This is a genomic window from Shinella fusca (genome assembly GCF_014203155.1).
In the GTDB taxonomy this organism is placed as follows: domain Bacteria; phylum Pseudomonadota; class Alphaproteobacteria; order Rhizobiales; family Rhizobiaceae; genus Shinella; species Shinella fusca.
The window spans coordinates 19,685-33,947 of sequence record NZ_JACHIK010000010.1 but is presented as its reverse complement, the minus strand read 5'-3'; the positions used below and the strand labels follow the sequence as shown (position 1 = coordinate 33,947).

The window sequence follows — 14,263 nt, the reverse complement described above, 5'->3', positions numbered from 1 at the left end:
GAGGGATGCGCTAAGATAGTCGAGTGGAAGAAGCGGACCTCTCTCGCCGACCCTCCAACCGGGCTGAAAGACCGGCACTCGTATGCGTGCCCCGAGAGCGGCTGAAAGATTCTAGTGGGCGGTTCAGACAACGACCCTAAACTTCAGGACGCGCTGGTGTGACTAGCCCCAGTCGTCGCGGAGGCGATCCTGGCATTTAGTGCACGAATGATGTCGCTTCCAAGTTGCTGGGTGTTTTTCAATCCACCCTTCGAGTTAAATAGATCGACACCCACCTCGGTTGCTATCGGGCGCAAGACTTCTTTGACTACGACCGGTTGGATTTCTCCGCGGCTACGAATCCGGATTGCGCCATTTTCGTATTGGACGATCTCAAGGTTAGCGTAGGTCGCAAGAGCTGTGATTTCCAAGTCTTCGACTGGTCGCTCCTCCCGCCTCCCTTGAACGATTGAATAGATAAACTTGCCATCTCGAGATCGCATGCGCGTCTGCGCATCGTGCGCTGCGATGTCGAGCAACTCTTCGACGGAGACACCCTTCTCCTCATCAACATTTATCCGAAGCACCAATATGCGATCCACATGGTGAAAGGTGTTCTGATTGAAGCTAACATGGTTCGATGTCGTGACGGTTTTGACTGATATCCGCTCGTTGGATGCCGATACTACATCATATCCGCGCTGGTTTGTATCCAGTGCCATTTGCCCACGCTTAATCATCGCGGCGTAAAGCTCACCGATGCGTCCCGTAAGATGATTGAGTTCGCCCGGACTGACGCCCCAGCTGATCTCTTTCTCAAACCATGACAACGCCTCCGCAAGCGACTGAATGATCTGGACCTGAGTAAGTGTCGGACGGTCTGATATCAAAGATTCCTCTCAATCAAGACTGGTGATCCTGGCCGGCGAGAAGGTTTCGAGTTTCTTCAGGCCACTAATCATATTTTGCCGTATAGCGGCGTTTCGATTGCACCCTTCAGCATTCTCGCTTGACCTTGATGTAAGTAAACGCGATGCAGAATACCTCGTCCATACATGCCAATCTGCAAGTCAAGGGAGTTCTAGCTGGTTGGCTTGCTGATCTCTAGCGTCAAACGAACCTGGTAAAATCTCCAGCTATCGGGCGGCCCCGCCGCTGAAATGGCGCTCGAATGTGAAAAGCGAGGTCGGTAGTTCCGAACCGCCCTCAAGCGCGAGATCGCTCAGGATCTCGCCGACCACGCTGGTGAACTTGAACCCGTGGCCGGAGCAGGCAGACGATACCACGACGTTGCGATGCCGGGGGCTGAAGTCGATCAGGAAATCCTCGCTCGGCAGCATCGTGTAGCGGCAGGTCGTGGCGCGCAGGCGCGCCGAGGCCGCCTTCGGCAGGCGCTTGCGGGCGAAGGCATCCAGCAGGTCCGTGTCGGCCTTATTGACCGGCGGATTGGGCTTGGCCGGATCGACAGGCTCGCGGAAATGCGCATGGCGGCCGATCTTGACGCCGTCGAACCCGATTGCCGGAAAACCGAAATAGGAGCCGCCGTCACCCTCGTCACGCAGGAAGCAGGGCATCCGGTCGGGCCGGGCGACGAAACCGTCTTCCGGCTGATACCAGGCGACGACCTGCCGGATCGGCACGGCCTGGGCGGCAAGCTCCGGAACAAGCTCGGCGATCCACGCACCCGTCGCGACGATCACTTTCCGCGCCCGGTATTTTCCGGTCGTCGTGAGGATGTCGACACCGTTATCGTCCGGTTCGATCGCCGTCACCCGCTCGCCGAAATGCAGTTCCGCACCATCTTCGGCCGCGAGCTTCAGATAGCCCATGATGGCCGCCTCCGGCCGGATGTAGCCGCCCTGGGGATCGAGCAGCCCGATCTCGCCGTCCTCCAGCGCGAAGGCCGGGTAGCGCCGCGCCATCTCGGCCTTGTCGAGGATTTCATGTGCCAGGCCGTGCAGGTCGCAGGATGCCTTCGTGCCGCTGACGATCTTGCTGTCGGGCCGGCCGATCTGGAGCACGCCGGTGACGGTGAGGATCTCCGCCCGCAACCGCGCCTCCAACGCCCGCCAGTTCCCGTAGGCGCGCCGCAGCAGCGGAACATAGGACGGGTCCTCGAAATAACCGAGCCGGATCAGCCGGCTGTCGCCATGCGAAGAGCTGAGGGCATGAGCGGGAAAATGCGCTTCGATGCCAAGAACGCGCGCACCGCACGCGGCGGCAAATGAAGCCGCGGCGCTTCCCATGGCGCCGAGGCCGATGACGGCGAGATCGAATTCCGCAGGCATGACGTCTTCTCCGTCTACGTTGCCGGTTTTTCTCCGGCGATCAGGGCCCGCAGCGTTTCGATATCCGCGCCGAGCGGCCGGTCGTCCTCGTAGTGCGCGACGTTCTCGCGGACCATGGAATAAAGGGCCTGCGTGCCGGCGGCACGCTTCCCCTTGCCTGCCAGGAAATCGTGCGCCTGTGCCGCCGCCATCAGTTCGATGGCGAGGATGTGTTCGGCATTGTCGATGATATCGTGCAGCTTGCTGGCCGCCGCCGTCGGATGCGCGAGGAAGTCTTCCTGCAGGCCGGAGGTGATGCCCCCGTCGGTCGAGGCGGGTGCCGCAAGGCGGCGGTTCTCCGCGCTGAGCGCGGTTGCGGTATATTGCGCGATCATGAAGCCCGAATGGCTGCCGGCATCGCTGGCAAGGAAGGGCGGCAGGCCGCTGACCAGCGGATTGACCAGACGGTCCATGCGCCGCTCGCTCATCGCCGCGATCTGGGCAATCGCTATCGCCAGGCCATCGGCCGCCTGCCCCAGTGCCGGCGCGACGGCATGGGCCTGCGAGGAGACGAGCGGATGTTCCGGCGTGCCGGAAACGGCCGGATTGTCGGTGACCGAAGCAAGCTCGCGATTGACGACCGCGCCGGCCTGCTCGAACACATCCCAGGCCGCGCCGTGCGCATGGGGGACGGCGCGCAGGCTCAATGCATCCTGCGTGCGCCTGCCGAGCGCTGCGGCGATCAGGCCGCTGCCGGCAAGCCGCGCCCGCAGCGTCGCGCCGACCCGGGCAATCCCCGCGGACGGGCGAAGCGCCAGAACGGCCTCGTCGAAAGCCGCCATCTGGCATCCCGCCGCCTCGAGCGTGAGCGCGGCGACCGCGTCGGCCCATTGCAGCAGATGCTCGGCACGCGAGAGCGCGAGCGCGAAAAGCCCCGTCGCGCAGGCCGTGCCGTTGACAAGGCTCAAGCCTTCCTTGGCCTCCAGCACCAGCGGCGCGAGACCGATGGCGGCGAGCGCCTCGCGCCCGGTCATCCGCTCGCCGCGCACGACGGCATGCCCCTCGCCGATCAGGACGAGGGCGGTATGCGCATTGTGGGTGAGATATCCCGCCGACCCCTTGGACGGCACCTCGGGAATGCAGTCCTGCGCAAGGAAGGCTGCGAGATGATTGACGACCGCCGGGCGCACGCCCGAATGGCCGTGGCTGAAATTGGCGATCTGCGCGGCGATGATCGACCGCACCGCACGCGGCGGCAGGAGCGGGCCGACGCCGCAGGCATGGCTGAGCACGATATTGCGCGACAGCCGGCTCTGCGAGGCCACGTCGACGACCGTATCGGAAAGGGCGCCGACGCCCGTATTGACGCCATAGGCGCGAATGCCGGCCGCCACGATGGCATCGACGATCTTGCGCGCATGGGCGACGCGGGCGACGGCTCGCTCGGAGAGGACGAGCGTTTCCCCCGCCCCGATCCGCGCGACCTCCCGCCAGGACAGTCCGCCGTCGAGAACGACGCTCATTGCTCGCCGCCGAAATGGCCGATGAACTGGCGGAAAGCCGGCGACGCGCCGCTGCCGAACATGTCGTCCGGCGTGCCGCTGCTGTCGACAAGGCCCTGGCGCATGAAGACGACGCGGTTGGAGACGTTGCGCGCAAAACTCATCTCGTGCGTGACGACGAGCATCGTCATGCCCTCTTCGGCCAGCGCGCGCATGACGCGCAGCACCTCGCCGACGAGTTCCGGGTCCAGCGCCGAGGTCGGCTCATCGAACAGCATGACCTTGGGCTTCATGGCGAGCGCGCGGGCGATGGCCGCGCGCTGCTGCTGGCCGCCCGACAGATGGGCGGGATAGGCATGGCGCTTGTCGGCGATGCCGACCTTATCGAGCAGCGCCTCCGCCTCGGCGATGCATTCGGCCTTCGGGCGCTTCAGCACATGGACAGGGCCTTCGATGACGTTCTGCAGGATCGTCATGTGGGACCAGAGATTGAAGCTCTGGAACACCATGCCGAGCTCGGAGCGGATATGATCCACCTGCTTCTGGCTCTCCGGCCGGCTCTGGCCGTTCTTCCTCACCATGCGAATCTGCTCGCCGTCGACGAAGATCTCGCCGTCCGTCGCCGTCTCCAGGAGGTTGATGCAGCGCAGGAAGGTCGATTTGCCGGAGCCGGAAGCGCCGAGCAGCGAGATCACGTCGCCGTCTTCGGCGTCGAGCGAAATACCCTTCAGCACTTCGTGACTGCCGAAACTCTTGCGGATATTGCGGACGGAAAGGCGGGTCACGCCGGGCATCGGGATCTCCCTCAGGCTTTGACGGCCGACGGCGGGGCCGCGCGGCGATGTTTGGAGAGCGAATGTTCGAGCAGCGCCATGCCCTGCAGGATCAGGAAGTTCAGCACGAGATAGATAAGGGCCGCGCAGAGGAAGACCTCCATCGTCCGGTAGGTCTGCGAGATCAGCCGCTGGGCGACGCCGGTCACTTCCCAGACGGTGACGAGGCTGGCGAGCGCGGTCGACTTCATCATCAGCACGATTTCCGTCGAATAGGCCGGAAGCGCATGGCGGAAGGCGATGGGCGCGATGATGCGGCGGACCAGCAGGAAGCCCGACATGCCGATCGCACGGGCCGCCTCGATCTCCTTCGGCGAGACGGCACGGATGCCGCTCCGGAAGATTTCCGCCGAATAGCCGGCCGTGCAGAGCGCCAGCGACAGGACGGCGCAGACGACGGGCTCGCGCAGGAACGGCCACAGGAACGAATAGCGGATGACGCCGAACTGGCCGAGCCCGTAGAAGACGAGGAACATCTGGATCAAGAGCGGCGAGCCGCGGAAGACGAAGATGTAGCCCTTGGCGAAACCGGACAGGATCCGGTTGCCGGAAACCCGCATCGTGACGATCACCAGCGCCAGAAGGCCGCCGAAGAACACCGAGAGCGAGAACAGGAGAAGCGTCATGGGCACGGCCTTGAGGAGCGTGACCATCGCGGAGGAAAGGAAGGCGATATCCATCAGGCCTGCCCCATGGCTGCGGCCGGCATGCTGCGGTTCGCGCGCCGCTCGGCGCGGTTGAAGACCCGGTCCGAAAAACTGGTGAGCAGCAGATAGAGAACACCGCCGACGATGTAGAAGAGGAAATATTGCCGGGTCGAGCCCGCCGCCACCTGGCTGGTGCGCATGAGCTCGGCAAGGCCGGTGACGGAGATCAGCGCCGAATCCTTCAGCGTGAGCTGCCAGACATTGCCGAGGCCGGGAATGGCGTAGCGCAGCACCTGGGGCATGACGACACGGCGCAGGCGCAGCATGCGGTTCATGCCGATGGCCGAGGCCGCCTCGAGCTCGCCCTTGGCGATGGCAAGATACGCTCCGCGATAGACTTCGGCCTGGTAGGAGCCGGAAATGATGCCGACCGCAAGCGCGCCGGCCGCAAAGGACGGCAGGCCGAGGAAGCCTTCATAGCCGAGCCACTGGCCGACGGCGGTGACCGCCGACGAGCCGCCGAAATAGATGAGATAGATGATCAGCAGTTCCGGCACGCCGCGAAACACGGTCGTGTAGACGTTGCCGAGGCCGACCAAAAGCACGTTGCCCGAGAGTTTGGCGGTCGCAACCAGGGTGCCGAGCACGGCCCCGATCAAAAGCGCCGTCGCCGTCACCGCGAGCGTCATCAGCGTGGCGACCAGAAGCAGCGCGCCCCACCCGTTCTGGCCGAAGCCCAGCAGTTCCAAGGTTGCCATGTCCGTTTTCCGTCGATTGCGGCATCAAGACAAATGCGACGCGGACCCCCGGCAGCGTTGCCGGAGGCCTCGATCGCGAAGACGTATCGCGCGGCTTACTCCGCCGGGCTGACGTCGACCTTGAACCACTTCATCGACAGGTCCTTCACGGTTCCGTCGGCAAGCGCCGACTTGATGGCCTCGTTGAACTTGTCACGCAGGTCCGTATCCGCCTTGCGAATGCCGAGACCTTCGCCCTCGCCCCAGATCGGGCCGACGATTTCCGGGCCGGTAAAGGCGAGCGCGCCGTTTGCGGCAGCAAAGGCATTGCCGAAATAGACGGCGTCGTCGAAGCCGAGGTCGATACGGCCGTTCTGGAGGTCCAGGTCGCGTTCGGCGCCCGTCTTGTATTCACGGATCTCGGAGCTCGCGCCGAAATTGTCGTAGATGAATTTCGCATAGACGGTCGCGGCCTGGATGCCGATCGTCTTGCCGGCGAAGGCCTCCTTCAGCGCGTCGATTTCCTTCACGCCGGTCTCGCCGGGCGTCATCTTGACGGTCGCGCCGGTTCCGGCCGCGTTGGCCAGCGGGCTGTCGGCCGCCGTCGCGAAGGCTGCCGGGGTGGCGGCATAGGGAATGGTGAAATCGATGATCTGCTTGCGCTCCTCGGTGATCGACAGCGCGTCCATGATCACGTCGAACTTGCCGGCATTCAGCGCCGGGATCATGCCGTCCCAGTCGGAAGCGACCAGCGTGCATTCGATCTTGGCGCGCTCGCACAGCACCTTGGCAAGCTCCGGCTCGAAACCGCCGAGCGTGCCGTCGGCATTGGTGAGGTTCCAGGGCGCATAGGCGCCTTCGAGCGTGATCGTCGCCGTCTTCCAGTCCTTGGCGAAGGCCGGGGCAGAGAGCACGGCCAAAGCAGCCGCGCCCGCAAGAATAAGTTTCTGCAGTTTCATTTGAAAATCCCTCTGAAGTTCGTTGACTACCGTTGCCTGCCGATCTTCGCCGGCTTGCCGCCATCGCAAATGCTCTGGGGAGGTTGTATATGGTACCATAGGATAAAACTTATGTTATGCAAGATAGATATTCGGTTTTTTGATGGTCGGGCGCGATGCCGGGGATTCGACGATGAAACGTATCAATGAAATGCGGACCGAACTGGCGGCGAACGATACGACCCCCCTCTATGTCGGCGTCAAGCAGATCATTCTAGACAGGATCCACAGCGGGGAATGGCCGCCGAAGCATCGCGTTCCCTCGGAGAACGAGTTGGTGGCCGAGCTCGGCGTCAGCAAGATGACGGCCAATCGCGCGCTGCGCGAACTTGCAAACGAAGGCGAACTCGTTCGAATCCAGGGCATCGGCTCCTTCGTGGCCGAGCGCAAGGGTGTCTCGACCCTGTTCGAGGTCCGCAACATCGCGGAGGAGATCGCGGAGCGGGGCCACACCCACGAAGCGAGGGTGGTCACGCTGGCGGAAGCCTCGGCGCCCCCGGATGTCGCGGATGCCCTGGGGCTGGAAATCGGCGCTCCCGTTTTCCACTCCCTCATCGTCCACAGCGAGGAAGGGGTGCCGGTGCAGATAGAGGACCGCTACGTGCATCCCGGCGTTGCGCCCGACTATCTCAGCCAGGACTTTTCGGCCACGACGCCGAATGCGTACCTGTCGGCCATCGCCCCGCTGAGAGGCTCCGAGCATGTCGTCGAGGCAACGATCCCACAGCCTTGGGAATGCAAGCTCCTGATGATCCTGAAAACCGAGCCCTGCCTGATGATCCGGCGCCTGACCTGGTCGGATCGCAATATCGTCTCCACCACCCGGATCATCTATCCGGGACAACGATACCGCCTCGAAAGCCGCAGCGGCACCAGGCCCACACCTTAGTTGTATATGGGACAGCCCCGCATATACCACCTCTCTACTATAGGAGGAATGCAAAGCTCTTGGTGCTCCGCATTGCTGGAAGACAGGTGCATCAGCGATCCCAAAAGCGAGAAAAATGGCATTATCGGGCGAGGCCAAAGCGTTCGAGGCCGTCGGCGAGAATCTCGAGGCCGCGGATTGTACGTATGGTCGGGTCCATGAACTGGACCTTCATCTCGACAATCCGTCCCTGGCGTACGGCATCCATGTTGCTCGCAACCGGGTCATTCTTGAGGAAATCGAGCTTTGCGGCGAGATCGTCGCCTTCGAAACGCCGACGCGTCATGTCGCCGGCGACAATCAGGGTGGGGTCAGCTTTGGCGATCGTCTCCCAGCCGACCGTCGGCCATTCTTCGTTGCTGGCGACCACGTTCGCAATGCCCAGTTCGGACATGAGATAGGCCGGGACGCCGCCCTTGCCCGCCACATAAGGGTCGCCCTTGAGCTTGGCGCTTGAATACCAGAAGACCGCGGACACATCTTTCGTCAGTGCCGCAATCCGGGCTTTCGCCGCCTGCTCACGGGCCTTCATCGCGGCAATCACCTCGGCACCCCGGCCGGAAACGTTGAAGATGCGCGCGACCTCCTCGATTTCCTGGTAGATCAGGCCCATCGAGAACGTCGGCGGCTCGTCCCCGGCCTTCCTGCCTTTCAAGTGGCAATCGGCCGGCGCCGTATAGACCGGAATGCCCAACTCCTCGAACTGCTCGACCGAGGCCACAACGCCCTCCGGGCCGATCTGCCATTGGAATTGGGTGGCGACGAAATCCGGTTTCGTTGCCAGAATTCCTTCAAAGCTCGGATCGAGTTCGGCAATGCGCGGAACGCGGGCATCCGCCTCCTCGAAGCCTTCGAGCACCGGGCCGATCCAGAGCGCCGAACCGACCAGCTTGTCCTCGAGGCCAAGCAGATAGAAAATTTCAGCGGAGTTCTGGCCGTCGGCAACCGCACGCGACGGCGCCTTGTCGAATGTCAGCGTCCGGCCGCAATTCTCGATCGAGAACGGATATCGGGTTTCCTGGCCGGCGCCGGCCGACGCGCTGCAGAAGAACGTGGCGGAAGCGGCCAGGGCCACTGAAACGAATACGCCGGCTTTGTTCACGACGAGCGTCCTTCTGCTTGCGGGAGGGCGTTCAGGTCCGGGCCGTCGATGTCGCGGGGGCGAGATGCCGTCAGGACAAAGCGCCGGTAGAAACGCGTCCGCAACCTGTTCCTGAGGTCGGCATTGCGGCGCTGTGCGGCCGCAATCGGCCGGTGGGAGGGAAAGCGGATATCCGCAAAACCCGCGGCGGCAACGAGAGGCTCCACGCGTTCTGCAGTCAGCCCGTCGCTGAATGGCAGGCGGGTCATGATATCCGCATGCTTCTCGCTCATGGCCCCGTCGTAATAGGGGTCATGGCCGATGAAGCGCTCGATCGCACGGACCGCCAGGCTCGCAATCCGCCCGATCGGCGTCGGCTTTGTCCAGTCGCCGTCGAAGACCAGCAACGTTCCACCGGGCTTCAGCACGCGGAACCAGTCCGCAAGCGCCTGCTCCGGTTCCGTCAGCGTCCAGACGAGATGGCGGCAGATCACCGCGTCATAGGCCTGGTCGAGTTCCATCGTCCGCTCGGCATCGGCCAGGAGGAAACGGGCCCGCGCGTTGCCGGCGTGCTTGGCGCGCGCCACGCCGAGCATCGCTTCGGAAAAATCAAGCGCCGTCACCTCATGGCCGAGGGAAAGCAGGACGTTGGTCACCTCGCCGGTACCGCAGGCAAGTTCCAGCACCCTTTGCGGCGCCGGGCCGATTGCCTGACGCACGGCCGCTGCCCAGGCGTCCAGTTCCGGGCCCGGCGGGATGCGGTGGCCGAATGCGAGGTCGAAGGTCGCCGAGCGCCGCGTCCAGTATTCCCGGATGTCTTCCTTCAGATCACGATTGCGCATCTCCATCGGCCTAGGCCCCCATGGCGGAAAGGGTTCTGCGCCCTTGTGCACGCGGCGCGCGCTTCTGCGTCCGCCGCGTCAGGAAGCGGATGTTGCAGATGCCCCCATCGTCCTGCTCGATCTCGACATCGAAGCCGAACACCGTGCGGATGCGCTCCTCCGTCAAAACCTCGCGCGGCTCGCCGAGCCCGGCAAGGCGGCCTTCCTGCAGCACCGCGATCCGGTCGCAGAACAGGGCCGCATGGTTGAGATCGTGCAGAGCCGCAACGACCGTCAGCTCCTGTTGCCGCACCAGATCGAGCAGGCCGATCTGATGACCGATATCGAGATGGTTGGTCGGCTCGTCGAGCAGCAGAATTTCCGGCTGTTGCGCAAGCGCGCGGGCGATGTGCAGGCGCTGCCGCTCGCCGCCGGACAGGGTGTGCCAGGATCGGCCCGCCAGATACGCCATGTCGACATCCTCCAGCGCGCCATCGACAATCCGGTCGTCTTCTGGCGACCAGGGCGACAGCGCGCCGAGGTAGGGTGTGCGGCCCAGTTCGACGGCTTGCCGCGCCGTGATGCGCTCGCCGGTTTCCGCCTGCTGTTCGACAAGGGCCAGGCGCCGTGCGACGGCGCGCCTGCCGAGCAATCCAATCGGCGCGCCATCGAGGAGGACGGAGCCGGATTTCGGGGCGCGGATGCCTGCAAGAAGCGACATCAGGCTCGTCTTGCCGGAACCGTTGGGGCCGATGATGCCGAGGAACTCGCCCGTCTCCACCGTGAGGGAGACGTCCTTGAGAATTTCCGTCCCCCCGGCGGCCCAGGAGACGCGTTCGGCAGAAAGTGTCATGCCCGTGTTCTCCTTTGTCCGAGAATAAGTGCGAAAGCCGGCGCGCCAACAAGCGCGGTGATGACGCCGATCGGCAGAACCTGCCCGGGAATGAGCGTGCGCGACAGGATGTCGGCGAAAATCATGAAGACCGCGCCGCCCAGCGCCGAGGCCGGAAGCAGGACGCCGTGGCGAACGCCCACAAGAATGCGCGCAGCGTGCGGGATAACGAGGCCAACGAACCCGATCGACCCGACGATCGAGACCATGGCGGCTGTCATCATCGCCGCAGTGCCGACGAGGACCAGATAGGTCCGGCGGACGGAAATCCCGAGGGAGGCCGCAGACTCGGAGCCGAAAGCGAAGGCATCGAGTGCGCGCGCATGAAGAAGGCAGACCACGAGGCCGGCGAGCGCCGCCGGCACCGCCAGCCAGGCATCCGGCCAGCGCACGCCGGAAAGATTGCCGAGCAGCCAGAACATGATGCCGCGCGCCTGCTCCGCCGTCGCCGCCTTCGTGACGATGAAGGACGTGAGTGCGTTGAAAAGCTGTGAACCGGCGACACCGGCCAGAATGATCGCCGCCGTACCGCGCCCCGCTTTCAACGCCAGAACGCTCACCAGCGCGAAGGCGACGACAGCGCCCAAGAAGGCGCCGAGCGGCATGGTCAGGAAGCCGGCGCCGATACCCAGAATGGCGACGCCGACGGCGCCGGTCGAAGCGCCGGCGGAAATGCCGAGGATATAGGGATCCGCCAGCGGGTTGCGCAGCAGCGATTGCAGCACGACGCCGCAAAGCGCGAGCGCCGCTCCGCAGGAGGCCGCGACCACGGCGCGGCTCAGCCGGTAGCTCCAGACGATGCCCTCGTCGATCGGCTCCAGCGGATAGCCCGCATCCCACAAACGGTTCGCGATCGTCTGAACGACGGTGGAGAACGGAATCGCCGTTTCCCCGATTGCCGCGCCGAACCAGAGTGCGGCGAAAAGAACGACGAGCGCGGCGAAAGCCGCGCCCGCCCGTCCGATCGATGGGGCTGCGCGGCTCACTGGGCGAGGCCGGCTTTGGCGATGCTGTCGGCCAGCAGTTCAATGCCTTCGATCGTGCGGATCGTCGGGTTCATCGCCTGTGCATCCATATCGAACACGTAGCCTTTGGCGACGGCCGGCATCAGGCTGGCCACGGGGTCGGACTTGAGAAAATCGAGCTTCGCCTCGAGGCTGTCGAGCGGGTAGCGCCGCCGCTCCATCGACCCGGCGACGATCATTGTCGGGTTTGCCCTGGCGATGGTTTCCCAGCCGACGGTCGGCCATTCGTCATCCGTCTTGATGATGTTTTCGATGCCGAGCGCCGACATGATGTATCCCGGCGCACCGTTCCTGCCCGCGACGTAGGGATCGGCATCCGCAGCGCTCGAGAACCAGAAGACCGCCGAGAGCTTTCCCTTGGCCGAAGCAACCTTGGCCCGGGCCGCCGCCTCTCGCGCCTTGAGGTCCGCGACGACGGCCTCGCCCTTGTCCTGGACGTTGTAGATTTTCGCCAGCTCGCGGATCTCCCGATAGACGAGGTCCATGGTGAAGACCTGATGGCGCACGCCGTCACTGGCGGCGGAGTTTTCCTTGCCGACGCAATCGGACGGCGAGGTGTAGACCGGGATACCCAATTCCTCGAACTGCTCGGGCCTGGCCACGACCCCTTCCGGGCCGACCTGCCACTGGAATTGAACGGTGACGAGGTCCGGCTTCCTGGCGAGCACGCTTTCGAAGCTCGGATCATTGTCGGCCAGGCGGTCGATCCTGGCATTGACCTCCTCATAGCCCTTGAGGACCGGCCCGACCCAGAGCGCGGTGCCCACGACCTTGTCGGCAAGGCCGAGTAGATAGAGAATTTCGGTGCTGCTCTGGCCGATCGACACGGTCTTCGTCGGCGCCTTGTCGATGGTGATCTGGCGGCCGCAATTCTGCAGGGTCAGCGGATAGGCGGTCTCTGCGGCCTGCGCGTGACCGGCAAGGACGGCGGTTGCCAGCGACGCGAGAAGGAAGCCCGCTCGAAGCGGCGTCTTGAAAAGCGATATCATGATTTTCCCCGAATACGGATTGAAAGCCGCGCAAGGCGGCACGGCGAAGCGAAGGACGGTCAAGCCGTCCTTGCGATCGAACGATCCACGGATTGGGGAAAAGGCGGCGTCAGTCGACGCCGCGAGGCGCTGGTGATGTTCATTGCATGCTCCTGTTCCGGGCTTCCCCGCCCGTGACGATGGATCGATGGATGACGGCAGGTCTCCTGGCTTGCGGATATCCGCCGTCCATCTGCCTTCCCGCGCGGATCGCGCAGTGGCATGGCGCTATGCGCCACAAGGATGGACGGCAAACCGCTTACAGTTGCGGGGGCAGCCACGGTTTTGGTCCCATGCGGGTCGTCCGCACCGTGTTCCCTATTATTCCCCTCCGCCTCATGGGTAGGGGAACCGTCGCGACCAGTTAATTGAGAAGCTGGCGGCTGGTCAAGGCCGGACATGAAACCGCCGCGGAGGCGCGTCCATCGTTTGGTGGTGCGTGCCCTGTCGACGACGCTCGCCGTCCCACGCGCCGGCGAATTGATGAAGCTGCGGTTCATGGCCGCTCCGGGGTTGACAGCATTCGCTTTTGTAATGTTATTACGTACCGAGAATTTCAGTAATGTAATAACATTAATTCTATGGAGAGCAAGCCCCGATCATCCGTTCAGCTCAGCTTCGATCGATTCGGAAGGAAAGCGGTGCTGCGGCAGGCAAACCGCCTGCGCATCCACACAACAACGTCCGCGGCTGGCGGTGGCCGACGGCAGGGTCGCCATCACCGATCCGCGCCATTCGCTCGTCCGCCTCGTCGATCCTGAAACGCTGGAGGAAACGGGCACGATCGCCGTCGAAGGCCGGCCCTTCGCCATCGTCGCCGTCGGAGGCTCCGGCGCTTCGCACTGAAGCCGCGCCGGGACCCGGAGCCCACAAGCGGCTCCGGGTCCCGTGCCCGTCCATCGCAGGACCATTCAGGAACCATTCAGGCTCTTCTTCGTTCAATCGCCAAGTATGGCGCAAAATTGGAGGAGAGCATGGATCGGCGATCGTTTCTGACCGGATTGCTTGGACTGGCCGGCACCGCGGCCTTGGCTTCGGTAGTCAAACCGGAAATCGTGCAGGCTGGCATCGTCAACCCCGGGGACATCGGCTCCGGAAGCGGCATTCTGGGCGACCTGGAAGGCTCCGGGCCGGATATAGTGGATGTCCGCCATCGCCGGGGACATTGGCACCGCCATCATCGCCACCACCGGCGCAGGGTGTGGCGCCGCGTGTGCCGCCGTGCCCGTATTCACGGCCGCTGGCACCGTCGCTGCTGGCGCGAGCGCGTCTGGATCTGAGGTCCGAGATCCGGCTCGGAACGGTACGTCTCATCAGAAGCTCTGACGAAGCACAGCATACCGTCGCGGGCAAGGAACATTGAAGGCTGAAATAGCCGACGGTGTTTCGGTGGATGCGCAAATCCGACTGATCGGGCGGCAGAACCTCTTTCCGACCATCGACGTGATGCTGTTCCACATGGTCGATCAGGTTCGCTAGGATAGGCGCAGCGTCTTTCATTCCATCCCGGCCGCAGTATCGGATC

The 14,263-nt window shown here is 63.8% G+C and carries 15 protein-coding genes and 1 riboswitch; of the genes, 3 read left to right on the top strand and 12 right to left on the bottom strand.

The window, feature by feature from the left end:
- Positions 1-143 precede the first annotated feature (143 nt).
- The 7 genes from HNQ66_RS14960 to HNQ66_RS14930 form a co-directional block, all read right to left on the bottom strand.
- Complete coding sequence (locus HNQ66_RS14960; RefSeq protein WP_210308776.1) at positions 144-869, bottom strand: DUF6998 domain-containing protein; 726 nt, start codon at positions 867-869, stop codon at positions 144-146.
- A gap of 246 nt (positions 870-1,115) precedes the next feature.
- Positions 1,116-2,267: an N-methyl-L-tryptophan oxidase gene (gene solA / locus HNQ66_RS14955; RefSeq protein WP_184144965.1), complete on the bottom strand. Its 1,152-nt coding sequence runs from the start codon at positions 2,265-2,267 to the stop codon at positions 1,116-1,118.
- Positions 2,268-2,281: 14 nt separating this feature from the next.
- Positions 2,282-3,769 (bottom strand): HAL/PAL/TAL family ammonia-lyase, encoded by a 1,488-nt coding sequence (locus tag HNQ66_RS14950; RefSeq protein WP_184144964.1) that lies wholly within the window; start codon positions 3,767-3,769, stop codon positions 2,282-2,284.
- Positions 3,766-4,542 (bottom strand): ABC transporter ATP-binding protein, encoded by a 777-nt coding sequence (locus HNQ66_RS14945; protein WP_184144963.1) that lies wholly within the window; start codon positions 4,540-4,542, stop codon positions 3,766-3,768. Before HNQ66_RS14945 ends, HNQ66_RS14950 begins: the two co-directional genes overlap by 4 nt.
- Positions 4,543-4,553: 11 nt before the next feature.
- Positions 4,554-5,261 (bottom strand): ABC transporter permease, encoded by a 708-nt coding sequence (locus HNQ66_RS14940; protein WP_184144962.1) that lies wholly within the window; start codon positions 5,259-5,261, stop codon positions 4,554-4,556.
- Entirely contained in the window at positions 5,261-5,986 is a 726-nt protein-coding gene (locus tag HNQ66_RS14935) for an ABC transporter permease (RefSeq protein ID WP_184144961.1), read from the bottom strand. Before HNQ66_RS14935 ends, HNQ66_RS14940 begins: the two co-directional genes overlap by 1 nt.
- Positions 5,987-6,081: 95 nt before the next feature.
- Positions 6,082-6,924, bottom strand: coding sequence for a transporter substrate-binding domain-containing protein (locus HNQ66_RS14930; protein WP_184144960.1), 843 nt, complete (start codon positions 6,922-6,924; stop codon positions 6,082-6,084).
- Between the two features lie 172 nt (positions 6,925-7,096).
- Between HNQ66_RS14930 and hutC the strand changes: the two genes are divergently transcribed.
- Positions 7,097-7,852 (top strand): histidine utilization transcriptional repressor HutC, encoded by a 756-nt coding sequence (gene hutC, locus HNQ66_RS14925; RefSeq protein ID WP_184144959.1) that lies wholly within the window; start codon positions 7,097-7,099, stop codon positions 7,850-7,852.
- A 121-nt stretch (positions 7,853-7,973) separates the two neighbouring features.
- Here hutC and HNQ66_RS14920 read toward each other — a convergent pair whose 3' ends face one another.
- The 5 genes from HNQ66_RS14920 to HNQ66_RS23610 are packed head-to-tail and all read right to left on the bottom strand — an operon-like array spanning position 7,974 to position 12,699.
- Entirely contained in the window at positions 7,974-8,993 is a 1,020-nt protein-coding gene (locus HNQ66_RS14920; protein WP_184144958.1) for an ABC transporter substrate-binding protein, read from the bottom strand.
- Entirely contained in the window at positions 8,990-9,820 is an 831-nt protein-coding gene (locus tag HNQ66_RS14915; RefSeq protein ID WP_184144957.1) for a class I SAM-dependent methyltransferase, read from the bottom strand. The genes HNQ66_RS14920 and HNQ66_RS14915 overlap by 4 nt, the downstream gene beginning before the upstream one ends.
- A 4-nt stretch (positions 9,821-9,824) precedes the next feature.
- Positions 9,825-10,646, bottom strand: coding sequence for an ABC transporter ATP-binding protein (locus HNQ66_RS14910; protein ID WP_184144956.1), 822 nt, complete (start codon positions 10,644-10,646; stop codon positions 9,825-9,827).
- Positions 10,643-11,671 (bottom strand): iron chelate uptake ABC transporter family permease subunit, encoded by a 1,029-nt coding sequence (locus HNQ66_RS14905; protein WP_184144955.1) that lies wholly within the window; start codon positions 11,669-11,671, stop codon positions 10,643-10,645. Before HNQ66_RS14905 ends, HNQ66_RS14910 begins: the two co-directional genes overlap by 4 nt.
- Positions 11,668-12,699 carry an ABC transporter substrate-binding protein gene (locus HNQ66_RS23610; RefSeq protein WP_184144954.1) on the bottom strand — a complete coding sequence of 344 codons (1,032 nt, stop codon included), beginning with the start codon at positions 12,697-12,699 and terminating at the stop codon, positions 11,668-11,670. Before HNQ66_RS23610 ends, HNQ66_RS14905 begins: the two co-directional genes overlap by 4 nt.
- A 179-nt stretch (positions 12,700-12,878) precedes the next feature.
- A riboswitch (cobalamin riboswitch) is annotated at positions 12,879-13,109 on the bottom strand.
- Between the two features lie 325 nt (positions 13,110-13,434).
- On the opposite strand from HNQ66_RS23610, the gene HNQ66_RS14895 reads away from it, so the two are divergent.
- Together HNQ66_RS14895 and HNQ66_RS14890 are read left to right on the top strand one after the other, a co-directional pair.
- Positions 13,435-13,584, top strand: coding sequence for a hypothetical protein (locus HNQ66_RS14895; protein ID WP_184145095.1), 150 nt, complete (start codon positions 13,435-13,437; stop codon positions 13,582-13,584).
- Between the two features lie 128 nt (positions 13,585-13,712).
- Positions 13,713-14,018: a protamine-2 (modular protein) gene (locus tag HNQ66_RS14890; RefSeq protein ID WP_184144953.1), complete on the top strand. Its 306-nt coding sequence runs from the start codon at positions 13,713-13,715 to the stop codon at positions 14,016-14,018.
- Positions 14,019-14,263 lie beyond the last annotated feature (245 nt).